The sequence below is a fragment of the Haloarcula sp. MBLA0138 genome (assembly GCF_055632455.1).
Genome location: NZ_CM145746.1, coordinates 355,512 through 379,380, shown reverse-complemented (window position 1 = coordinate 379,380; position 23,869 = coordinate 355,512). Strand labels below are relative to the sequence as shown.

Below are 23,869 nucleotides of genomic sequence, written 5' to 3'. Positions count from 1 at the left end.
TTCGCCGACGCCCCCGAACCGCGCACCGACTGCTCCCGTCCCGACGGCACGAGCCGATGGGTGACGCCCTCGACAGGCGGTCGCTCCTGTCGGCGCTGGCCGGGGCCGGCGCGGCCTCGGTCGCGGGCTGTTCGGCCCTCCAGCGCGGGGACGACGGCCGGGCCACGGCGGTCGAGGACGAACTCGCGCGGGACCTCGCCGTCGAGTTCGCGCCGACGCTGTACTTCGACGAACACGAACCGTGGTTCCCGACGGACCCGCGGCCCTACACCAGCGAGCGCGACGGCGAGACGGTCGTCACCGGGTTCGACGCACTGGAGGGGTACCACGCCCGGCTGGCCGAGTCGGGCGAGCCGCCGGCCCCGACGGTGTTCTACAACGCCGTCGAGTACGACGACTCGCCGCTGGCGGTCGTCCAGTTCTGGCTCTACTCAGCGTTCGACCAGTTCACGACGAACTTCCACTGGCACGACTGGGAGGTGCTGCACGTCTTCGTCGACACCGACAGCGGCGAGCCACAGCTGTTCGTCGCCAGCTCCCACTCGCGGAAGGTGCCCAACAACGAGTTCCTCGACCCCGACCCCGAAGCGGTCCCGCGAATCCTCTCGGAACTGGGCTCGCACTCCTCGGCGCTGTCGCTCAACGCCCAGCGCGACCAGTTCACGCGTCTGCCGGTGAGCGACCTCGCGGCCGACATCACCAACACCGCCCTCGAAGGCGTCGAAGACCTCGCGGAGCTCCCGCTGGCCTACGGCCTGCCCCGCGACGAGGGGACGCGCCTGCCCTACGTCGTCCCCGAGTACGAGGGCGCGCCGATATACGAACACGACCGCCTCCCCTCGGTCGACCGCTCGGCGCTGGTCGCGCCCGAACTGACCGTCCGGTCGTTCGACGCCCTCTCCGCGCCGCCGACGGACATCCCCGAGCGGTCCAACGGCCGCGTGTTCCGCCACAGCGACCGCGACGGCGACGGCGTGGCCTACGACCTCGTTCCGACCGCCGAGATAGAACACATCGCCGACTTCGTCGGCCCGCAACTGAGCTTCGAGTTCGCCGTGCCACAGGCCGCGGAGGACGCCATCGCCGGCCACATCACGACGACGGGCGCGCCGTGGGGCCAGCCCCGCTACGAGAACCCCGCGGCCGACATCACCGACCCGAACCACCGGGCGGCGCTGGCCGAACGCTACGACGCCATCGGCGCTGCCGCGCCGGTCAACACCGTCGTCGCCAGCGTCTCGGCGACGGTCACCGACGAAGACGCGCCGGACGGCGAGGGGGTGCAGACGACCGACCCGTCCGTCGAGGCGGTCGCGCTGCTGGAGAGCGACCCCGTGGCCGTCCCGACGTTCGGCGGCGTCGCAGCGGTGCGGGACGTACCCGCCGGCGACCACCGGCTGACGGTCAACGGGGCCGGCGTCGCGCCCCACAGCGAGACCGTCTCTGTCGCCGAGGGCGGGGAGCCGACCGTCGCCGGCGTCGACGGGGAGGTCCCGCTGGTCGCCCGCGAGTCGGCGACGAAACTCGCGGTCGACACCGAGGGGACCGACGCCGAACTGACCGGTCTCGCCGTCGTCGACGACTTCGCCGGTCGGCTGTACGACGCGCCGCTGTCGGGGCCGGATGCGGTGTACGTCCACCGCGGCGGGGCGTACACGACCGAGGTCCGCGACGCCGAGGACGCCGTCGGCGCGTTCCGGGTCAACCCCGCGGCCGACGCGAGCAGCGTCCGCATCGAGCAGCCCCACACCGGGAAGGCGTCGCTGGCGTCGTTCCTCGTCGACCTCGCCGAGGAGACCCGCGGTGCGGTGGCCGCCGTCCTCGACGCGCTCGACCTCGGGAGCGTACAGGGGGCGCTCAACTCGCTCCGGGGACTGGAGCAGTCCCTCGCGGCCGTCGCCGCGGCCGCGCGCCGCGCAGCGGAGGGGGCGCTGGCCGGCGACCGCGAGGCCGCCGACCGACAGTTGGCGGCGGTCGCGAACCGGCTTGGCGTGACGGCGACCCGTGTCGAGGAGGCCACAGAGGCCCTGCCCGAGACGCTCGCCAACGCCGCCCGCCGACGCCTCGACGAGGCGACCCTGCGCACCCGGCAAGCGCGCAACAGCCAGAAGCTCTAGCGGACCGACCGACGGTTCTCTCGGCGTTCCATCAAATATTGCGAACGGAACACGTGGCGAGTGAGAGTGTCCTGCAGGGGATAGTTCCGCGCTCCGAACCCGCCACAAAACTGGTCGATGGTCGGTTTCAGGGGCGTTTCGCTCACCCGATTTCTCATCCCCGTTCACACTCTGTTCTTACAGATGATAATATACTGCCAACTATTTTATAGTAGTCAGACAAAAGCGTCAGTATCGACCCGGCGGCGTCGCGGTCGGTGGGTAGCGGTCACAGGGGACCGCTCGACCGAACCGCCGCGGGAACCGCAGGCAGGCAGCGGAGTCAGGACTATGGCAGGAACCAACACGGACGACGCACTCAGGGCGCTCACCCTCTCGGTTCTGCTGGTGGGCTCTGTGGTCGGCGCGTCGGTGACGCTCACCGGCGTCGCCGCCGCCGCCAACGAGTCGCCGACGGTCACGGTCGACTCGCCGGACCACCAGAGCAACCTCACCCAGCAACCGACCATCACGGGGACGGCATCGGACGACGGAACGATTACGAAGGTGCAGGTAAGCATCCAGCGCGAGAGCGACGACAACTACTTCGACGGGTCCTCGTGGACCGGGTCGAAGACGTGGATAACGGTCGCCACGCCGGGCAGTAGCTCCGTCGACTGGAGCTACGACACCTACGACCTCAGCGGCGGCGACATCACCGACGACGGGACCTACGACGTGACCGCACGCGTCACCGACGACGGCGGCAGCACGTGGGTCGTCGGCGAGCGGCCGGACCCGCGCAACCCCGCCGACGCCGACGCCGGCGCGATAACGTACGCCGTCGACACCCACCGCCCGGTCGTCTCGAGCGTCACCGTCACGGAGCAAAACGCCGACGACACCGTCGCCGACGGGGACACGGTGAAAGTCGAGGCTACGGCCGACGACGGGACGACCGGCATCGACACGGTGACCGTCGACGCCTCGAAACTCGGCGGCCCGTCGTCGCTGGAACTGACCGGGTCGGGGTCGACCTACACCGGGACGTTCATCGTCTCCGACCCCAGCGTCGGCGACGGCTCCGTCTCGCTGACGGCGACGGCGACGGACTACGTCGGCTACACTGATTCGGGCAGTGACAGCGTCCAACTGGAGACCAGCGTCGACAGCGTCGACAGCATCAGCATCGAGAAGGAGTTCGTCGGCGTGGTCGCCGACAGCGACACCGACGTTCAGGTGACCGGCTCCGGCGTCGAGGACGCGCGGGGCAACACGGTCGACAGCGGGACCGCGACCATCGAGATCGCCGGCGCGACGTGGTCCGCGTCGGTCACCGACGGCTCGTTCAGCAAGGACATCAACCCCGAGGACATCAGCGACACCGCCGCGACGGGGCAGACGACCGTCGAGGTGGCCAACGCCGACGACTCGGCGACCGACTCGGTGGTACTCGTCCACGAGGTGACGGGCCTGAGTTCGGGGTACAACCTCGTCGGGACGCCGATGCGGGCCGCGGACGTGCGCTTCCAGAACGTCTCTGACGTGACGACCTACGACCCGACGGCCGCCACCGGTGACTCCGAGTGGGTCTCGCCCGAGGAGCAACAGGCCGGCGAGGGGTACTACGCCTTCGCCGAGACCGACGACGCCCGCGTGGGCTACGTCTTCGAGACCGCGGGCGCGGCCAGCCCGGACGCGCGGTACCTCCACGAGGGGTACAACCTCGTCAGCGCCGCGCCGGACCTCGGAGAGAGTGCCAGCACCACGATAGGGGACGACCTCGGGGCCGGCGTCGACCCGAGTACGACCGGCGACGTGACGCTGTCGACGTACACCGGCGCGGACTTGGAGTCGGAGGCGACCAGCGCCAACAGCGCGTTCACCTCCGCCAGCGACACCGACAGCGTCTCGGCCTACGAGGGCTACTTCGTCTACGTCACGAACGGCAAGGAGGTCCGGACGGTGACGACGGTCACCGACGGCTACGACCCCGAGGACAGCTAGCGCCGGGGTCCGGACCCCGACTGTTGAAGTGTTGCGGTCGCGTCGAGAGCCGATAGATTCCATGATACGTCATGAGTTCGCTCGCTGAGTCGTCGCACACCGGACGGGTACTGGTCGCTCTCGTCGCCCTCGCGGTACTCGCGCTGGGCGTCGGAACGGCAGTTGGACAGGTCGTCCCGCCGAACGCCTACTACGGCGACGCCGAGACCGAGAGCGGGACGCCGGTCCCCGAGAACACGGTCATCGTCGCCGTCGCGGACGGGGAGTCACAGGACCGACTGACCGTCTCCACCGCCGGCGAGTACGGCGGGTCCGACCCTGCGGACCCGAAACTCCGGGTCAACAGCGAGATAGACAGCGAGGTCACCTTCCACGTCGGCGACGCCGACGGGCCGGTCGCCGCCGAGACCGACCCCAACCCCGAGTCCGAGGTCGAGCGGCTGGACCTGACGTTCCCCGACGGGTCCTTTGGCAACCCGACGGCGACGCCCACGCCGGAACCGACCGACGAACCGACGCCGGTGACCGACACCGCCACCGCGACCCCGGAGCCGACACCGGTGACCGACACCGCGACGGAGACGACGACCGAGACGACCGACACCGCGACCGAGACGACCGACGCCGCCACCGCCACCGACGCCGAGACGGACGCCGACAGCGCGGCCGGCACCGCGAGCAACGGGAACAGCGACGGCGACGATGACGGCGACAGCGACGAGAACATCGGCGACGGCGGGCCGACTGTCCCCGCGACCGCGACGCCCGTCGAGACCGTCCGCGGGACCCCCACCAACGTCTCGGGGGACCAGCGGTTCGTCGTGACCGCGGTGACCGTCTCGCCGGCGCGGGCCGACCCCGGCCAGCCGGTCGCTATCAACGCGACCGTCGAGAACCGCAGTCCGGCCGCGGGGGAGTTCGTCGCCGGCCTCACGATAGACGGGCAGGTCGTCGAGACGGCGTCGACGGTGGTGCCGGCCAACGGGACGACCGAAGTCGGCTTCCAGTACGCCGCCGACGAACCCGGCCGGTACGCCGTCGCCGTCAACGGGACGCGGGCGGGGACGCTGACCGTCGGCGACCTCGGGACCGCGACGACGGCCGGCAGCGGCGGTGGCGGCGGCTTCGGACTGCTCGGCATCCTCCGAGCCGTGGCGACGTACGTCCTGCTACCGCTCGCGCTCATCTACGGCGTGTTGAAGGCGCTGGCTATCTACTACGGCTACTGAGCCGGCGCGCGGGCGATGGGTCCGGGACTACCCGGAACCCCCCGCGGCCACCGGGAGTTACCCACAACCACCGGGGAGCCGCGACGCCCTCACTCGAAGAGGTCCTCGTGGCGGGCCGCGAGGTTGGCGTAGTCGCCCGAGGAGTAGGCCTCGAACACCTCGTCGGGGTCGATGGTCGTCTCCGAGAGCGGCGTCACGGAGGCCGGGCTCCCGCGGACGAACGACTCCGCGGGCACCTCGTAGCCCGGCGGGACCACGGTCCCCATGGCGACGATGGAGCCCTCGCCGATGACGGCGTCGCTGACGGTGGAGTTGAACCCGACCAAGGCACCGTCCCGGACCGTCGCGTCGTTGAGGACCGCACCGTGGCCGACCATCGCCTTCTCGCCGACCGTCGAAGCGTGGAGGACCGCCCCGTCGCCGATGGCCGACTGCCGACCCACCTCGACCGGAGCTACGTCGCCGCGCAGCACACAGCCCGGCCAGACGTTGGCGTTGGGGCCGACCGTCACGTCGCCGACGAGGGTGGCCTCGCGGCTCACGTGTGCGTACCCGTGGATGTCCGGCGTCGCGCCCTCGAACTCGTACTCGCGACTGTCCATACCACCTACGGGGGCGTGACGGGCCGAAAAGCTACCGGTCGTTCAGGTTTCCTCGACGCTGACGGCGTCGTCGAAGACGGGTTTCAGTCGGCTTATCGTCTGGTCGTCGTGGGCCGCCGCGTCGAGGTGGAAGTGGGCGACAGCACCCACCTCGCGCAGTTGGCCGGCCAGCATGTGGAGGAACTTGAACCCCGACTGGACGTCGACGAACTGGAGGAGTTCGGTCAGGGAGTCGAAACAGACGACCAACTGCCGGTCGGGCGAGGCGTCGGTCAGGTAGTTGTTCAGACGCATGCCGAGCCCCGTGATGTCGTTGGGGTTGGCCTCGGTGACGAACACCGACTCGGGCAGGTCCTCGTCGGCCGGCGTCACGCCGACTTGGTTGCTGACCGTGACGATGCCCATCCGCGCGGGCAGGGCCTCGTGGCGCTCGCGCCAGCGCTCGACCAGTTCCGACGGCGACGCGGAGTAGCTGACGTACAACACGTCCCGCTCGGCGGCGTCGACCGACAGGAGGTCCGTGCAGGCCTCGGTCTTCGCCGTGCTGAGCGAGGACGCGAGCACGAGGAGGTTCGTGCCGGGCGTCGGTGCCTCCATCTACGCGTCCTCCCCGTCGAGCCGGTCGGCGCTGTCGCCCGCGCCGGGCGGGCGCTGGACCCGCATGTAGGGCTCGTCCTCCACGTACTCGACGAGCCGGGTCGCGCCCATGTACCCCGTCGGCGACTTCTCCAGTTCGATGTACTGCAGGCCGTCGTCCGAGACCCACGTCTGGAGGGTCTGCCACGCGCCGTTCTCGTAGAAGGCCGCGAGCCGCTCGTCGAGCGTGGCCGGGTTGAACATGTAGACGGTGGTGTCGTCCTCCCGGTAGAGGTTCTCCTCCTCCCAGAAACGCATCTGCCTGAGTTCGTCGTCGTCCAGCACCGGCAGTTGAGCCTCGACGTTCAGGGCGGTGAACATCGGGCGGTCGCCGCGGCGCTCGTCGATGGTCCGGAACACCGACGCCGGGTTGTCGGTGTCGTGTTCCTGTGGCTTGAACACGTTGCGCTTGGTGTTCTCCCAGATGTTGGCGAAGTCGATGAGAAAGAGGTCGTCCTCGGCCAGCATCCGCTCCATGTCGCCGATTCGCGTGTCGATGATGCTGCGGAGCCGCTTGGGCGGGAGTTCGACGGGCGGGACGAGCGTTATCGGCATGTCGGCCGCGCCGGCTTGGCTCATGAGGTTCGTGAGAATCGAGTGCGGGCTGGCCTGCCCGTCGTGTTCGAGCAGGAGGGTCCCGCCCTTGACGATGCCGCCGCCCAGCAGTTCGTCCAGCCCGACGACGCCGGTCGACATGTGGTCCGAGGGGACGAACTCGCCGGGGTGGGTCCGCAGGCGCGGCGAGATGCGGACGCCCTCACCGGTGAACGACACCTCGTGGACGCGCGTGTCGTGGTCGACGCCGCGCATCTTCACCACCTCAACGAACCGGTGGTAGTCGCCGCCGACGTTCTCGCGCCAGAGGCGGACGACCCCGTGGGTGTTGAACTGGACGGCGTCGCTCGCGGCGACGGTCTTGGTGTCGTCCTGTGCGGCGGCGGGCTGGGACTCCTCGGCGGTAAACAGCGCCGTCGCGCCGAACTCGTCGTTGAGTAGCTGGATGAAATCCAGCACCGTCCGCCGGAACACGTCCCGGTCGTCCCCCATCGCCGAGAGCCCGGAGACGGAGTCGAGCACCACCCGGTCGGCCGGCGCGAACCGTTCGAGGTACTGCGTGATGTACGTCGCCTCGAACGGTGCGGAGTAATCGCCCCCGAGCATCTGTCCGCCCTCCAGCGTCTCCAGCGTCAGTTCGCGCTCGGACTCGCCCTCGACGGTCTCGCCGCGGGTCGCGTGCAGCGACGTGACGGTGAGGTTGTCGTCGTGGAGGTCGAAGTCGAAGTCGGAGAAGGCGTCGGCTATCTCGTCGAAGGTCTGCTCGGTGCTGACGTACAGACACGACTCGCCCGCGTCGAGCCCCGCTTGGAGGAACTGCATCGCAAGCGTGGACTTCCCGGTGCCGGGACCGCCGGTGGCGAGGACCGTCCGTCCCGCCGGGTAGCCGCCGTCGAGAATCTCGTCTAACGTTTCGCTACCTGTCGATACTGACATCGTAGTGACTGACCATAGATTCGGTTCCCAGCCCTAAATAACGTCGTGTAATCGGAAACCAGCGTCCGGTGTGTCACTCGATGTGAACGACCAGCACCGGGACCGGGGACCCCTCGACGACGCGCTCGGTGACACTGCCCAGCGTCGCCACGCGGTCGCGCCCGGTCCGGCCGTGAGTCCCCATCACCACGAGGTCGACGTCGTTGTCCTCGGCGTACTCGACGATGGTCTTGTGCGGAATCCCCTCCCGCATGGCCGTTTGCACGTCCAGCGCCGCCTCCTCCCCGTCGACGGTCACGTCGTCGAGCGCCACCTGCCCCTCCTCTTCGAGGGACTGCCTGACGGCGTCCTGGTCGGCCTTGTCGGCGGCGAGGACGAGGCGCTTGTCGACGACGTACAGGCCGTGCAGGGTCGCCTCCTTGTCGCGGGCTATCGACACCGCGTGCGAGAGCGTCTCCATCGTCCCCGAACTCCCGTCGGTCGCGACGAGTACGTTGTCGTACATCGGCGTACCGTACACTCCACACCGGGCGTACATAGGCGTCGTGGTACGGGTAAGCATGTCATTGAACTGGGGCCCGCCGCCGACGGGAACGACCGCGTTCGCGGACAGCGACCGCGGGACCGACGAACCGAGCGACGGCCCGCCGGTCACCGCCCGCCGACCGCCCGCTCCGGCACCGCGTCGCCGCGGCGTCTCAATACACTTATCCCCGGCCGCTGTCGTAGCGTGGAGTATGAGCACGGTCACGGTGACGCTGCCGGACGGGTCCACGCTGGAGATGGACGCCGGCAGCACCGTCGAGGACGTCGCCTACGAGATCGGCCCGGGGCTCGGTTCGGACACCGTCGCCGGCGTCGTCGACGGCGAACTGGTCGACAAGCACGACCCGATAACCGACGACGTCACCCTCGAAATCGTCACACCGAGCAGCGACGAGTACCTCGACGTCCTGCGCCACTCCGCGGCCCACGTCTTCGCGCAGGCGCTCCAGCGCCTCCACCCCGAAGCGACGCTCACCATCGGCCCGTGGACCGACGACGGCTTCTACTACGACGTGACCGGCGTCGACTTGGACGAGGACGACCTCGAGGAGATAGCCGACGAGGCCCGCGACATCGTCGACGAGGACCTCGCCATCGAGCGCGAACTGGTCGACCGCGAGGCGGCCCTCGAACGCTACGCCGACAACCCGTTCAAGCGGGACATCTTGGAGACGGAGGCCGCCGGCGAGGACCCCGTCTCCTTCTACGAGCAAGGCGAGTTCTACGACCTCTGTCAGGGCCCCCACGTCGACTCGACGGGCGAAATCGGCGGGTTCGACCTGCTGGAGATTTCGGCGGCCTTCTGGCGCGGCGAGGAGGACAACGAGACCCTGACCCGCGTCTACGGCACCGCCTTCCCAACCGAGGAGGAACTCGACGAGTACCTCGAACGCCGGCGGAAGGCCCAAGAGCGGGACCACCGCAAAATCGGGCAGGAGATGGACCTGTTCTCCATCGACGACACCACCGGCCCGGGCCTGCCGCTGTACGAACCCAACGGGAAGACGGTCCTCAACGAACTCTCCGACTACGTCGCCGAACTCAACCGCGCAGCCGGCTACGACGAGATAGAGACGCCCCACGTCTTCCGGACGGAGCTGTGGAAGAAGTCCGGCCACTACGAGAACTACGTCGACGACATGTTCCTGCTGGACGTGAACGACGAGGAGTACGGCCTCAAGCCGATGAACTGCCCCGGCCACGCCACCATCTTCGAACAGAAGTCGTGGAGCTACCGGGACCTCCCCGTCCGCTACTTCGAAGACGGCAAGGTGTACCGGAAGGAGCAACGCGGGGAGCTCTCGGGCCTCTCCCGGACGTGGGCGTTCACCATCGACGACGGCCACCTGTTCGTCCGCCCCGACCAGATAGAACAGGAGGTCCTCGCCACCGTCGACATCATCCTCGACACGCTGGAGACGTTCAACCTCGACTACACGGTGCAGTTCGCCACCCGACCGGAGAAGTCGACGGGGAGCGACGAGATATGGGAGCGCGCCGAGTCACAGCTCGAAGCGGTCCTAGAGGACCAAGACATGGAGTACGTCGTCGAGGAGGGCGACGGGGCCTTCTACGGCCCGAAGATAGACTTCGCCTTCGAGGACGCGCTGGGCCGCCACTGGGACGGTCCGACGGTCCAACTGGACTTCAACATGCCCGAGCGGTTCGACCTCACCTACACCGGCGAGGACAACGAGGACCACCGCCCGGTGATGATTCACCGCGCGCTGTATGGCTCCTACGAGCGGTTCTTCATGGTGTTGACCGAACACTACGACGGGAAGTTCCCGCCGTGGCTCGCCCCCGAGCAGGTCCGCATCCTCCCGGTCTCGGACGACAACATCCCCTACTGCGAGGACCTCGCCGACGCCCTCGGGGACACCCGCGTCGAAATCGAGGACCGCTCGTGGACCGTCGGCCGGAAGATTCAGCAGGCCCACGACGACCGCGTGCCGTACATGCTCATCATCGGCGACGACGAAGAGGACGCCGGCACCATCTCGGTCCGGGACCGGAAAGAGCGCGAGGAGAAAGACATCGACCTCGCGGCGTTCCGCGACCACCTCGAAACCGAAATCGAGCAACAGCGGACCGCCGTCACCTTCCTCGCCGGTCGGTAATCCTTTCCTACACCGCTCGCAGAGCTAATATTTCGCCTGAGAACTGGACGGTGTTTAGTTAAGCGTGAAAAGTGAGGCGGGCGAATTTCTTGGTGCTCTATGCCAGAAATCGTCCGCCTCAGCGGTAGTAGCGACTGGATAGATTTGGACTTTGTGGAGCGCGAGCGGACACCCGAGCGAGCGATGAAGCTCGGTATTCAGATGCACGTGGCTGGACTATCACTTTCGAATACAATCTCTGTTCTTGGTAAGTTGGGTGTCAAACGGTCTCGAAAGGCCGTCCACGATTGGGTACAGAAGGCTGATTTACAGCCAGACGGCGATGAAGCTCCGAATCAGGTCGCGCTTGACGAGAGCGTGATTCGCATCAATGATCAGCAATACTGGCTGTACGCCGCTATCGATCCTGCCACAAACAAATTTCTCCATATACGGCTTTTTGCCACGTACACAACTGCTTTGACGGAAATCTTTCTCGGAGAACTTCGTGAGAAACACGATGTCGACGACGCCGTGTTTCTTGTCGATGATGCGGACTGGCTCAAAACAGCCCTGCAACGACACGGCCTCGATTTCAGATACGAACTCCATGGAAATCGGAATACTGTCGAACGTGTTTTTCGAGAAGTAAAACGACGGACATCCTCTTTTTCAAACTGTTTTAGTCACGTTGACCCAGAGACAGCTGAAACATGGTTGCGAACCTTCGCCGTCTGGCACAATGCTGCTAACTAAACACTACCGAGAACTGGGCCGACACCGTTTTTTGAGCGTAGTCGTCAGCGTTGTGGCAGGACAGTCGGGACCGGTTTCCGGGACCGCGAGAGCCACACATGGAACAGCCACCGAGCGACGGCGGACGACCGACGAACAGAACGGGGCAACGAGAGAAGCTGCGGGCGCTGTATCTGACCCTGTTGGTAATCGGGTCACTGTTCAGCGGGGTTCCGGTCGGGAACGCCGTGGCCGCCGGGAACGCCGCCGGGAACACCGGGTTCGTCTACGTCGATGACTCGAACGGCGAGATAAAGTCGGTGGCGGGGAACGTCAACGACGCTCGCATCGTCGACTACGACGTCGGGGACACCGGAGAAGGGTACAACAGCAACCACGTTCGGGCCATCGGCCCGCGGGCGCACTTAGACGACGACGGGCGGCGTGAAGTGCCCTACATCACGGACGACAACGACCTCAAGCTAACCGACTCGCAGGCCGGTGGCCCGGAGTACACGCTCGTCGACTCGAGCGAAGACGGAATCACTCCGAAGAAGGGTGCAGTGACGCTCGCCATCGGGAACTGGGACGGTGACGACCACTTCGACGTGTTCTTCGCCGCACAGGACGGGAGCATCTACAGGGTCGACTACGACGAGCGGAACGCCCCCGAAGAGCTCGGGTTGGTGACCGGAGTCACCGCGGAGACGGTCATCGCGTCGACGGACATCACCGGCGACGGCGTTCGTGACCTGCTCTTTCACACGGAGAGTGCGCTCAGATACGTCAACGGTAGCTCCTCGGGCGATACCAAGATAGAGACCAGCGACTCTATCGGTCGGAACAGCAACAAGGGAATCGGGGAACCGGAGACGTTCACCACCGCCACTGCCAGTTCGTCGGGGGACTACGGCTACCCGGTTATCAGCGGGAGCAGCGGTGTCGCGGTGTGGGCGAACTCGGCCGAGGACCCGTCGACGAACGGGCAGGGAACGTCGCTGCTGAGCGGCAGCGAGGCGGAGAAGACGGTCCCGACGGGCACCGACTGGACCGGCGACGGAATCGCCGATGTCGTGTACATCGACTACGACACCGACGCCGTTCGGTACGTCCAACACACCGACGTCAACGACCCGCCGAAATCCGGGTACGTCACGGTCGACAGCAGCCGTATCCACCCCGACCTCGAACCCGGCGTAGTGAGCCGCGTCTCCAGTTTCGCCGAGCGCGAGGGGTTCGCGCGCAGCCCCGCAGCGGGCGACACTACGGCCCCATCCGTCACTCTGAACGAGCCAAACGGCGGTGAGTCGTTGACCGCCGGGAACGCGTTCACCATCGAGTGGTCGGCGAGCGATAACACGGGCGGGACCGGTATCGCGGACGACGGGATAGAGCTCGACTACTCGACGGACGGCGGGGCGACGTGGACGACGATAACGAGCGCGACCGGCGACGACGGGAGCTACACGTGGACCGTCCCGTCGGTCGACAGTTCGAACGTGAAAGTCCGGGCGACGGCGACCGACAAGGGCGGGAACGTCGACAGCGACAGCAGCGACGACACTCTCACGATTTCCTCGCCCGCCCCGACCGTCACCAGCGCGACGACGCTCGATACTGACGCCGACGGGGACGTCGACGCCGTCGACATCGTCTTCAGCGAGAGCATCGACGATAGCACGGTCGCTCCGGGCGATTACGCCATCGGCGGGACGGCCGCCGACGGGAAGACGAGCACGGTCGGCGAGAGCACGGTTGACGACGACGAGATACGGCTCACGCTCGACGAGAACGCCGAGGTGGACGGGACGGGGGGTAAACAGCTCACGTACACGCAGGGCGGGACGACGGATTCGGACGGGAACGCGCTGGCCGACATCGCCGCGGACGACCTCGCCGAGACTGACGGCGCGACACCCGTTCGTGAGAGCGTCGGGTACAGGGACACCGACGGCGACGGCACAGTCGACCGAATCGACGTCACGTACTCGGAGGACGTGGGCACGAGCAATCCCGAATCCGGCGACTACACCATCGGTGGCTCCGACTCGGACCGCGTCACCAAAGACGGGACCGTCGGGGTCTCCGGCTCGACGGTTCAGCTGGACGTGACCGGCCCGGCCGACGACACGGGTCCGAGTATCGAATTGGACTACAGCGCGAGTGCGGGGACTGCCAACAGCGTCACCGACGGTTCGAACCCGGCCGCCGGCTTCTCCGGAGTCGCCGTCGCCGACAGCGCGGCCCCCACGTTCGAGTCGGTGACGACGGGCGACGCCGACGACGACGGGGCGGTCGACGAACTCCGGGTCGTCTTCTCCGAGGCCGTCCAGTCGGGCTCCGTCGAGGCGACTGATTTCGCGGTCAGTACCGACAACGGTCTCTCGGGGACGCTCGGGACCGTTTCGGGCGACGACGGTGACGATACGGTGACTCTCAATGTCTCGGAGAACGCTCCGGACACGGACGCGACGCCGGCGCTAGAGTTCACCACGAACGGTGACGCCGACGTGAGTGACGGGCACGGGAACACGATGGCCGACGGCGACGTGTCGGCGGCCGCCGCCGACGGGGCCGCGCCGGTCCCCGTCTCCGGGACCTACGAGGCCACCGGCGGGAGCGTCGACGCCGTGACGGTGACCTTCAGCGAGCCGGTCTCCTACGACGGGTACGAGGGCGGCGATTGGACGGTCACGGCGAACGGGCTCGACGGGCTGTCCGTGTCGGGCAGCCAAGGCGTGTCCGGGTCGACCGTGACGCTGACGGCGAGCGCGAGCGCCACCGGCGTCGGGACCGAGACGGAACCGACGGTCGCGTACGCGGCCGGCGGCTCGGTGACCGGCGACGCCGTGGGCAAGTCCGCCGTCGCCAACGGCGGCGGGGCACGGTCGCTCACCGACGCCGCCGCGCCGGCGATAACCGACGTGACGACCGCGACCGACAGCGTGTCGGAGTTGGACGTGAGCTTCAGCGAGGGGGTCTGGGCGGGGCCCGGTCAGTCGGGCGCGCTCTCGACCGGGGACCTCTCGTTCACCGACGCCGCCGGCGACGTGGCGGTCAGCGGCGTGACCCACACCCCGGGCGAGGCCTCCGCGACAGTCACCCTCTCCGGCGGTGCGACTACCTCGGACAGCCTCGCCGCGGCATCGAGCGCGGTCTACGACGGCGCGGACAACGCCGCCGGGACCGCCGCGACGACGGTCGACGACGGTACCAGTCCGAGTGACCCGACCGCGACGACACCGAGCGACGGCGCGACCGGCGTCGCCGTGGACACGAACGTCGATCTGACCTTCGGCGAGGACGTGCGGGTAGGAAGCGGTGACGTGGTCCTCAAGCGGGCGGACGACGACAGTACCGTCGAGACCGTCGCCGTGACGAGTGACCGCGTCTCGGTTTCGGACGGGACGACGGTCACCGTCGACCCGAGTAGTGACCTCGCCTCGGCGACGGAGTACTACGTCACCGTCGACGACGGGGCCATCGAGGACACCAACGGGAACGACTACGCCGGTTTCACCGACCCGACGACGCTGGATTTCACCACGGTCGATACCGTGGCACCCGCTATCAGTGACGGGACCCTCGCTTCGGACAACGCCTACGTCGACGTGACCTTCAGCGAGGGCGTCTACGCGGACACCAGCGGGTCCGATGGGCTCACCGGCGACGACTTCACGGCGAGCCTGTCGGGCGACAGCGACGGGTCGGTCAGTTCGGTGGGCGTCGACGCGGTCGCGCGGACCGGCGGCGGCGATACTACCGGCGGCGAGTCGACGGTGCGGGCGTCGCTGTCCGTCACGGGAACGCCGTCCGGCGACGAGACGGTGACGGTCGAACCGGCCGACGGCAGTTCGGTGTACGACGCGGCCGGGAACGCCCTCCCGGACTCGGCCGCGACGAGCGCGCTGGGGCTGGCTGACGAGCGAGCGCCAACGGTCACGGGACCGTCGGCCGAGAGCGTCGGCGGGAGCGGGTTCGACCTCTCGCTGACCGCCGACGAGGCCGCGGACCACTACTACGTCGTGGTTCCGGACGGCGACCCGGCCCCGTCGGTGAGCGAGATAAGAGCGGGGGAGAACAGCGACGGCGCGGCCGCGCTCGCAGGCGGGAGCGCCCTCGGCGTCGCGGCGGACACCGAGAGGACGTTCGACGTGACGGGGTTGGCCGACGAGACCGCCTACGACGCCCACGTCGTCGTCGCGGACGGAACCGGTAACACCCGGACCCCGTCGGCGCTGGACGTGACCACCGCCGACGCCACGGCACCGAGCGACCCGACGACGACGCCCGCCGACGGCGCGACCGGCGTCGCCGTGGACACGAGCATCGACCTGACCTTCGGCGAGGACGTGCGGACGGGTACCGGTGACGTGGTCCTCAAGCGAGCGAGCGACGACAGTACCGTCGAGACCGTCGACGTGACCGGTGGACGAGTCACCGTCTCGGGCAGGACAGTTTCGGTCACGCCGAGTACGGAACTGGCGGACGACACCGAATACTACGTCACCGTCGACGACGGGGCCATCGAGGACACCAGCGGGAACGACTACGCCGGCTTCACCGACCCGACGACGCTGGATTTCACCACGGCGGACAACACCGCCCCGTCGTTCACTGACGGCCCCACGACGGAGAACGCCGACGGCAGCGGTTTCGACGTAACGTTCACAGCCGACGAGGGCGGGACGGCCAACTACGTCGTCGTCCCCGATGGCGCGCCCGCACCAACCGTCAGCGAGGTACAGGCCGGGCAGGAGAGCGACGGCTCGGCCGCGCTCGCGAGCGGGAGCGGGAGCGTCTCGTCCGACGACGAGCGGACGTTCGGCGTTTCGGGACTGGCCGACGAGACAGCCTACGACGTCTACGTCGCCGTCGAGGACGGGGACGGCAACGCGGAACTGTCGGACGGAGTCGACGCAGCCACCGCCGACGCCACCGCGCCGGCTATCTCGGAGGTGTCAGTGACGAACCCCACGGGACAGGACGTGCGGGTCCGGGTCGACAGTGACGAGCGACTCGGAACCGTCGTCGCGGACGTCACCGGCGCGGAGACGGCGACACTCACGACCGACGACTTCTCGGAGTCCGGCAGCGCCGGCGACTACACCTACACCGCGACCTACGCCGGCGGGTCGGACGGCGACTACACCGCGGCGCTGTCGACGGCCACCGACACCGCCGGCAACGACGGGGCGAGCGGCCAGTCGGACACCGTCACCGTCAGCACGGGCGGCGGTGTCGGTGGCGGCGGTGGCGGGACACCCGTGCCCGACGACGGGACAGCCCCGACGGTCACCGTCGACGCGACGGCGGACGGCGGGACGGTGACCGTGACCGTCGAGAGCGGGGAACGCCTGTCCGCCCTCGGGGTCGACATCGACGGCCGAGACGGGACGGCGCTCTCGGCGGGCGATTTCTCGGAGTCGGACGGCGGCACCACGTACACGGCGACCCACGACGTCGAGGCCGCTGGCGAGTACACGGCGGAACTGACGACCGCCGAGGACGCCGCGGGCAACGACGGCGCGGACGGACAGACCGCGACGGCGACCGTCGGCCCCCGCGTCCCCGCCGACGAGTTCACGCTCGCGGCGACGGGCGACGGGCTCGAAGTCTCCTTCGTCGCCGACACCGTCTTGGAGACGGTTTCGGTCGATGTGGACGGGCCGACCTCGACGACGCTCTCGACGACCGACTTCGACCGGACGCGGACCGACGACGGCTACAGCTACGTGGCGACGACGCCAGCGACGGCGACGGGGACCTACACCGCGACGCTGACGACGGCCGCCGTCGGCGGCCGCGACGCCGCCGAGGGCCAGTCCGACACCACGACCGTCGCCGAGTCGGCGTCCGCATTGACAGTCGACCCCTCGGCGACCAGCTACCTCCTGTCGGTCGGCGGGACCGTCACGCTCGCCGCCAACGGGGCGGGCGGGGCCGGTCCGAGCTACGAGTGGGACACCGACGGCGACGGCGTCGCCGAGGGGACCGGGGAGCGGTTCACCACTGCCTTCGACGAGCCCGGGAGCCACACCGTCGACCTGACTGCGACCGACGGCGGACGGACCGTCACCGACAGCGTGACCCTCACCGTCGAGGACCGGACGGCACCGACCGTGCGACTCGCGCCGACGCCCGCGTCGGTCCCGACGGACTCGTCGGTCACCTTCGACGCGGCGAACTCGACCGACGCGGTGGGTATCGAGCGTATCAGCTGGGAGTTCGACGGCGACGGGCGCGTCGACGCTACCGGACAGCGGGTGACGCACACCTACGAGACGCCGGGGCGGTACACCGCGACGGTCACCGTCGAGGACGCGGCCGGCAACGCCGCGACGGTCGACCGGCGCGTGACGGTCCGCGGAGCCGACGGCTCCGTCTCGACGACCCGGGTCGAGTTCGGCACTCTCGCCGTCGGGTCGACGGCGACCCGCGCCGTGACCGTCAGCAACGACGGGACGACGCCGCTGGCCGTCGAGGGCACAGCCGTCGCCGGGGCGGACGGCTTCGTCGCGTCCGGCGCACCGACCGCCGTCCGGCCCGGCGAAACCGCCGATATCCGAGTGACCTTCGCGCCCGGGGCGGTCGGTGACCGAACCGCAACGCTGGAACTGTCGACCAACGGCACGACCACCGACGGCGCGCGCATCGACCTCGTCGGAGCGGCCGCCGAGTCGCCACTGCGCACCGACGCGACAGAACTCGACGCCGGTGCGGTCCCGACGGGCGACCGAGAGACGGTCTCGGTCACGGTCACCAACGACGCCGCGTCGCCGGTCACCGTCGCGGACGTGCGCGTCGGCGGCCCCGACACCGACGGGTTCGCGGTCGCGGACGCCGACGGACTGCCCGGGACGGTCCCGGCCGGCGAGTCACGGACCGTCTCGGTCGCGTTCGCCCCGGAAGCGGCGGGGAACCGGACCGGAACGCTCGAACTGGAGACGGCCGACGGAGCCGTCGTGACGGCCGCAGTCCGGGGAACCGGAACGGGGCCGGCCGCGGAGTTCGGGACCGGCACCGCCCGGTTCGGGTCCGTGGGGACCGGAGAGACGGCCACCGCGACCGTCCCCGTGGTCAACGACGGCACCCGCCCCCTCCGAGTCAACAGCGCGGCGGTCACGGGCGCGAACGCCACCGCGTTCCGGGTACTCGGGACGCCCGCGGTCGTGCCCGCCGGGGGACGCGCCCCGGTCGAGGTGACCTACGCGCCGACGGCCGCCGGCGCACACGCCGGCCGCCTCGAACTGGCGAGCAACGCCACGACGACCCCGACGGTCGACCTGCGGGGCGAGGCGGTCGCGCCGGCCATCGCAGTCGACCGCCGGAGCCTCAACTTCGGCAACGTCTCCGTCGGGGAGGCAGTCACGCTAAACCTGACCGTCAGGAACCTCGCCAGCGCGGAGACGGACCTCCGTGTCCGGTCGACCTCCATCGTCGGAACCGACCCCGGAGCCTTCGCGGTCGTCGGCGGCGACGCGCCGGTCACGCTCGCGCCCGGTCAGCGCCACAACGTCACCGTCGCGTTCACGCCCCAGTCGGCCGGCAACAGGGAGGCACAGCTCCAACTGATGAGCGACGCGGGCGAGAACCCACAGATAACCGTCTGGCTCTCCAACGACGCGACCTACATCGTCGTCCAGCAGGTCGCGGTCGAGCGGGCTTCGGACCCGACGGTCAACGTCGACGCGGCGAACATCGCTACCGGGGAGTCGCTCGCGGTCAACGTCTCGCAGCCGGCGGCCCGCACGCAGCCGGCGACGGTCAGCGGCCTCGGCATGGCCGTCAACGGGAACGATACGTTCGAGTTGAACGTGACCCACGCCGACACGCCGCCGGCCGACGACGTGCCGGCCCGCGCACCCGCGGCCGACAGGCGGACCGTCCAGTACGTCGAACTCGCACATCCCGGTGACGTACGGTACAACGACACCCGAGTACGGTACCGCGTTGACAGGGCGGCGCTCCCGTCCGGGACCGACCCGTCTGCGGTCTCACTCTCGCGTTGGAACGGGACGGCGTGGAACTTCTCAGCGACCGGCACCGTCGTCGCCGAGACCGACACCCACTACGTCTACGCCGTCGACACGCCGGGGTTCTCACAGTTCGCCGTCACCGGACCGGCCCCCGAGCGGGCCAACGGAACCGGCGGCGATACCGACTCCTCGGCAGCGGCTACCGGGACGCCGACACCGGCGACTGGTGACTCGACCGCCGCGCAGGTCGGCGAACCGACGACTACGACCCGTGAGAGCGACGACGGCGCGCCGTTCGCGCTGTCCCTGCGAGCCGGTGGTCTCCTCGCTGCGCTGCTTCTCCTCCTCTTTTTCCTCCGGCGACGCCGCGACGAGGACGAAGACGGGAGCGACCCCCTCGACGCCGGCGGGGACCGCTGACCGCGTGACACACCCTTTTCAGCGAGGCCCGCGACGGTCGGGTATGAGCGAATCGGACCGCGACCAGCCGAGCGACACGATGCGCGAACGGGCCGACGAGGACACGCGGGTCGTCTGGCTGTTGCTCGACGCCGACCGCTGGGTCGTGACCGGGCTGTTCTCGGCCGTGCTCCTGTTCGGGCTGGTGGCGGCCGGCCTCGCACACCCCACGCCCGCGGCGACGCTGCTCACCCGCGGCGACCCCGCCGAGACGCTGTATCAGGGGCTGACGACCGCGACCATCACCGGCGTCACCCTCGTGTTGACGCTGAGCCAGCTCGTCCTCTCGCAGGAACTGGGTGCAGTCGGCGACCAGCGCGAGCGGATGGACGGCGCGATGTCGTTTCGCGCCGACGCGGCCGAGGCCATCGGGACGAGCGTCAGCCCCGCCGAGCCGTCGGCGTTTCTCCGCTCGCTCGTCCGCGCGACCGGCGAGCGGGCCCGGGCCGCACAGGATGCGGCCGACGAGACGGGACTGAGCGACGACCTCACAGACCTGCTGTCGACGTATCTCGACTCCGTGGTCGGCAACGCCGACTCCGTCGGCGACGAACTCGACGGCGCGACCTTCGGCGAGTTCGACGTGCTCCGGGCGGCGCTGAACTACAACTACTCGTGGAAGCTCTACGCCGGCCGCCGCATCCGGGAGACCTACGCCGACGAGCTATCCGACGCGGTGGACGCGGAACTCGACGCCCTCGTCGAGACGCTGGAGCTGTTCGGCCCCGCCCGCGAACACTTCAAGACGCTGTACTTCCAGTGGGAGCTGTCGAACCTCTCGCGGACGCTGCTGTACGTCGCAGTGCCGGCCCTGACCGTCGCTATCGGTTCCCTGCTGTTCTTGGACCCGCGGGATCTCACCGGCGCGACGCTGGGCGTCGCCGACGCCTTGCTCGCGGTGGCCGTGACGACGACGGTCGCGCTCCTGCCCTTTACCGTCCTGTTGGCCTACATCCTCCGCATCGTCACCGTCACGAAGCGGACCCTCTCTATCGGCCCGTTCATCCTCCGGGAGACCGACCGGTCGGTCGACGTCGAGTGGGAGTGACGACTGGGTCGGCCGGCGCTGCCGTATCGGTCAGGTCCGCCGGGACCGGAGCGCCGACCAGACGGCGATGATACCCAGTCCGAACGCCGGAATCAGCGGGAGCGTCAGGTACGCGGCCCGCAGCGTCAGCCCCAGCGAGGCGACGAGGCCGCGGGCGGCCGGCAACAGCAGGATGGCCACCGGGACGACGATGAAGGCGATGGCGATGGTTCCCAGCAGTATCAGCCCGTGCGTGCCGAAGGCGTCGCCGCCGGGTGCCTGCCGGGGGGGTTCGCCGCTTGGCCGGTCCGAGAGCGACACCTCGCCACCGTCGTCGGCCTCGGTGACGCGCACGCCGCCGTCGTCGTCGACGGTCACCGTCGGGTCGTCGTCACTCATGGAACTCACTCCAGCCCGCCGCGTTCGGTGTACTGGACTCCCTGCACGGTCGAGATTCGGGCGACCGTGCGCAAAACAGTAGCGGTCTCGGACGGTCACGGTCCCGGAGGACGCGCCTCAGGACGATACCGACGGTGTCGAGCGCCTGATGTCGAGGTAGCTGGTGTCGTGTCCCCGCTCGGTCTCGTGGGTGTCGCGGGCGCTGACGGCCGCCGCCTGCCCCTCGTACATCCCCTCAAACTCGCAACTGTGGCAAACTACGTGGTAGAAGCCGGGCATGGAAGGTGCCTGACACTCCAAGGTGTTAATACCACTGTTTCGAACAGCCGCGGGAATATTTAGGTCGTGACGCCCTCGGTCCCGTATGGTCGATTTCCAGTCCCGTGACACGCGCCGCGGCGTCAGCGACGAGGAGGACGAGACGGCCGACGAGACGGAGGGCGAGACGGCCGACGACGCTATCGCGGGAACCGGGGACACCGAGACCGCGAGCGGGGAGTCGTCGGCCGAGGAGGCGGCCGGCGGCGAGACGGCCGGCACGGCGAACGACGAGTCCGCGACAGCGGAGGCGTCCGGGACCGACCCCCCGGAGGGGCCGTCCGGGGACGCGGAGCCGAGCGACGCGGCCGCGGAATCCGGACCGGACGACGGGGGTACGGGGGCGGAGAGAGACGCGGCGGCCGCCGGAAGGAGCGCCGGAGAGACGGCGTCCGACCCGGGACGGGACCCGCTCGCGGACCCGGACGGCGACGCCGAGAGCGAGGCCGAGGCGGTCGAGACGCCGACCGAGAGCGAGGCCGCGGGCGGTGCGGCCGCCGAGTCGGACACAGCGGAGCCAGCGAGCAACGACCCTGACCCCGCGGGCGGGGCACCGGCGGGGGCGAAAACCGCCGGAAGCCCGCAGGCGGGACAGTCCGAGCCGGCGACGGAGCGGACGGTGCTGCCAGCCGACTTCGGCGTCGTCACGGTCGGGACGGCCAGCGACGGCGACGACCCGACCGGCGAGACGGTCGTCGATGCGCTCGAATCGAGTGGCCACAGCGTCACGACGGTCGAGCGACTACAGGGCGGGTACGACGGTGTCCAGCAGGCGGTCGATACGCTGGTGGGCCGGAACGACGTGGACGTGGTCGTGACCGCCGGCGGGACCGGCGTCCGCGCCGAGGAGGTCACTATCGAGGCCGTCCATCCCCTCTTCGAGAAAGCGCTGCCGGGCTTTGGCGAGGTGTACCGCCGGCTGCTGTACGACCACATCGGGACCGGCGTCGTCGCGGTGCGCTCGACGGCCGGCGTCGCCGACGGGACACCGGTGTTCTGCCTGCCGGGCGACGCGGAGGTGGCCCGGCTGGGGGTCACGGAGGTCGTCGCGGGCGAGGGCGGCGAACTGGCCGACCACCTCGGCTGAGGCGGGGAACCGGGACGTTTTACGCTGTTTAATCCCGCAACTGTCGGTCAAAGACGTGTTTTATCCTCGGTTTCCGAGCCGGAGTGTTAGGAACGTTCGATGTCGAAACCGGCGCTTTTGAAACGTCTGAACGGCGAAAAACGAATAAATGGCTTCCTTCGTTTAAGTGTAATCCGCCATCAGCCCCGAGTGCAATGTCCGACCATGCGAGTCGACGCGGCGTGCTCAAAGGCATCGGCGCGACAGTCGCTGCGGCGCTGGGTGGCTCCGCCTTCTCGGGCGGGGCCGTGGCCGCGACCCCGTGGGAGACCGTCGAGTCCCCCACCGGCAACACGCTCTACGACGTGGAGTACACGGACGGGGGCGCGTACACCGTCGGGGCCGGCGGACTGGTCCTCGAACGGACGGCGCAAGGCTGGCGGAAGGTGCTCGACGGCGGCCCCACCGGGAACGGCAACAGCCTCTACGGCTCGGACGTGACCGACGACGGCGAGCGCCTCTGGTTCGTCGGCTCCTCCGGTGCCATCGGCGAGTACGACATCGAATCCGGCGTGCTGACCGACCACTCCGCGCCGATGGACGTGACGAACAACTTCAACGACGTGGCCGTCACCGGGACGGCGGGCGACGCCAACGTCTACGTCGCCGGCGACTCCGGGAAGATGTACTACTCCTTCGAGAACGGCACGACCGGAAGCTGGGACGACACGACGCCCGGCTCCGGGTCGGCCATCAACGCCGTCGACTTCCACGGCCCGCGCAGCGGCCACATCGTCGACGGCAACAAGTCGGTGTTCGCCACGGACGACGGGTCGACGTGGGACAAAATCGGGCTGGCCGACGCCAACGTCAACTTCTACGGCGTCGACTCCGACGGCCCGGACAACGTCTGGATATCCGGCGGCGGCGGGATGCTGTTCCACTACGACGGGAGCGAGTGGACGCCCGACGACACCGGCGACGCCGGCCTCCGGGACGTGGAGATAGGGATGGGCGTCGGCCTCACCGTCGGCGGCGGCGGGAAGGTCTACGGCCTCGGCAACGGCCAGTGGCGACAGGACGGGACCCCGACGGGCCAGAACCTCAAGGCCGTCGTCCGGGGCGACCCCGACATCGCGGTCGGGGCGGGCGGGACCATCATCGAGAAGTGACGTAGCGC

Annotated in this window: 14 protein-coding genes; 9 read left to right on the top strand and 5 right to left on the bottom strand. The window is 69.1% G+C overall.

What is annotated here, in order from left to right:
- Positions 1-56: 56 nt before the first annotated feature.
- From ACV7JO_RS01880 to ACV7JO_RS01870, 3 genes are all read left to right on the top strand, one after another.
- Positions 57-2,117, top strand: a complete 2,061-nt coding sequence (locus ACV7JO_RS01880) for a hypothetical protein (RefSeq protein ID WP_470354647.1) — start codon at positions 57-59, stop codon at positions 2,115-2,117.
- A gap of 330 nt (positions 2,118-2,447) precedes the next feature.
- Positions 2,448-4,103 (top strand): Ig-like domain-containing protein, encoded by a 1,656-nt coding sequence (locus ACV7JO_RS01875; protein WP_470354646.1) that lies wholly within the window; start codon positions 2,448-2,450, stop codon positions 4,101-4,103.
- Positions 4,104-4,174: 71 nt separating this feature from the next.
- Positions 4,175-5,332: a hypothetical protein gene (locus ACV7JO_RS01870; protein WP_470354645.1), complete on the top strand. Its 1,158-nt coding sequence runs from the start codon at positions 4,175-4,177 to the stop codon at positions 5,330-5,332.
- A gap of 89 nt (positions 5,333-5,421) precedes the next feature.
- Here ACV7JO_RS01870 and ACV7JO_RS01865 read toward each other — a convergent pair whose 3' ends face one another.
- The 4 genes from ACV7JO_RS01865 to ACV7JO_RS01850 all read right to left on the bottom strand — a co-directional run bounded on the left by ACV7JO_RS01865 (position 5,422) and on the right by ACV7JO_RS01850 (position 8,566).
- A complete protein-coding gene (locus ACV7JO_RS01865; RefSeq protein ID WP_470354644.1) occupies positions 5,422-5,934 on the bottom strand; it encodes a gamma carbonic anhydrase family protein in 513 nt (170 codons plus the stop codon).
- Between the two features lie 42 nt (positions 5,935-5,976).
- Entirely contained in the window at positions 5,977-6,531 is a 555-nt protein-coding gene (locus ACV7JO_RS01860) for a DUF7504 family protein (RefSeq protein WP_470354643.1), read from the bottom strand.
- Entirely contained in the window at positions 6,532-8,061 is a 1,530-nt protein-coding gene (locus tag ACV7JO_RS01855) for an RAD55 family ATPase (RefSeq protein ID WP_470354642.1), read from the bottom strand. It lies immediately after the preceding gene.
- 73 nt (positions 8,062-8,134) lie between these two features.
- On the bottom strand, positions 8,135-8,566 hold the full coding sequence (locus ACV7JO_RS01850; RefSeq protein ID WP_470354641.1) for a universal stress protein: 432 nt from the start codon (positions 8,564-8,566) through the stop codon (positions 8,135-8,137).
- Positions 8,567-8,798: 232 nt separating this feature from the next.
- Between ACV7JO_RS01850 and thrS the strand changes: the two genes are divergently transcribed.
- The 4 genes from thrS to ACV7JO_RS01830 all read left to right on the top strand — a co-directional run bounded on the left by thrS (position 8,799) and on the right by ACV7JO_RS01830 (position 20,927).
- Positions 8,799-10,727 carry a threonine--tRNA ligase gene (thrS, locus tag ACV7JO_RS01845; protein WP_470354640.1) on the top strand — a complete coding sequence of 643 codons (1,929 nt, stop codon included), beginning with the start codon at positions 8,799-8,801 and terminating at the stop codon, positions 10,725-10,727.
- 99 nt (positions 10,728-10,826) lie between these two features.
- Positions 10,827-11,462, top strand: a complete 636-nt coding sequence (locus ACV7JO_RS01840; RefSeq protein ID WP_470354639.1) for an IS6 family transposase — start codon at positions 10,827-10,829, stop codon at positions 11,460-11,462.
- A 98-nt stretch (positions 11,463-11,560) separates the two neighbouring features.
- Entirely contained in the window at positions 11,561-19,840 is an 8,280-nt protein-coding gene (locus ACV7JO_RS01835; protein WP_470354638.1) for a choice-of-anchor D domain-containing protein, read from the top strand.
- A 43-nt stretch (positions 19,841-19,883) separates the two neighbouring features.
- On the top strand, positions 19,884-20,927 hold the full coding sequence (locus tag ACV7JO_RS01830) for a DUF7972 family membrane protein (RefSeq protein ID WP_470354637.1): 1,044 nt from the start codon (positions 19,884-19,886) through the stop codon (positions 20,925-20,927).
- 30 nt (positions 20,928-20,957) lie between these two features.
- On the opposite strand, the gene ACV7JO_RS01825 is transcribed toward ACV7JO_RS01830, so the two are convergent.
- Positions 20,958-21,305 carry a DUF7977 family protein gene (locus tag ACV7JO_RS01825; protein ID WP_470354636.1) on the bottom strand — a complete coding sequence of 116 codons (348 nt, stop codon included), beginning with the start codon at positions 21,303-21,305 and terminating at the stop codon, positions 20,958-20,960.
- Positions 21,306-21,669: 364 nt separating this feature from the next.
- Between ACV7JO_RS01825 and ACV7JO_RS01820 the strand changes: the two genes are divergently transcribed.
- Together ACV7JO_RS01820 and ACV7JO_RS01815 are read left to right on the top strand one after the other, a co-directional pair.
- Positions 21,670-22,710 carry a molybdopterin-binding protein gene (locus ACV7JO_RS01820; RefSeq protein ID WP_470354635.1) on the top strand — a complete coding sequence of 347 codons (1,041 nt, stop codon included), beginning with the start codon at positions 21,670-21,672 and terminating at the stop codon, positions 22,708-22,710.
- Positions 22,711-22,904: 194 nt separating this feature from the next.
- Positions 22,905-23,861, top strand: coding sequence for a hypothetical protein (locus ACV7JO_RS01815; protein ID WP_470354634.1), 957 nt, complete (start codon positions 22,905-22,907; stop codon positions 23,859-23,861).
- Positions 23,862-23,869 lie beyond the last annotated feature (8 nt).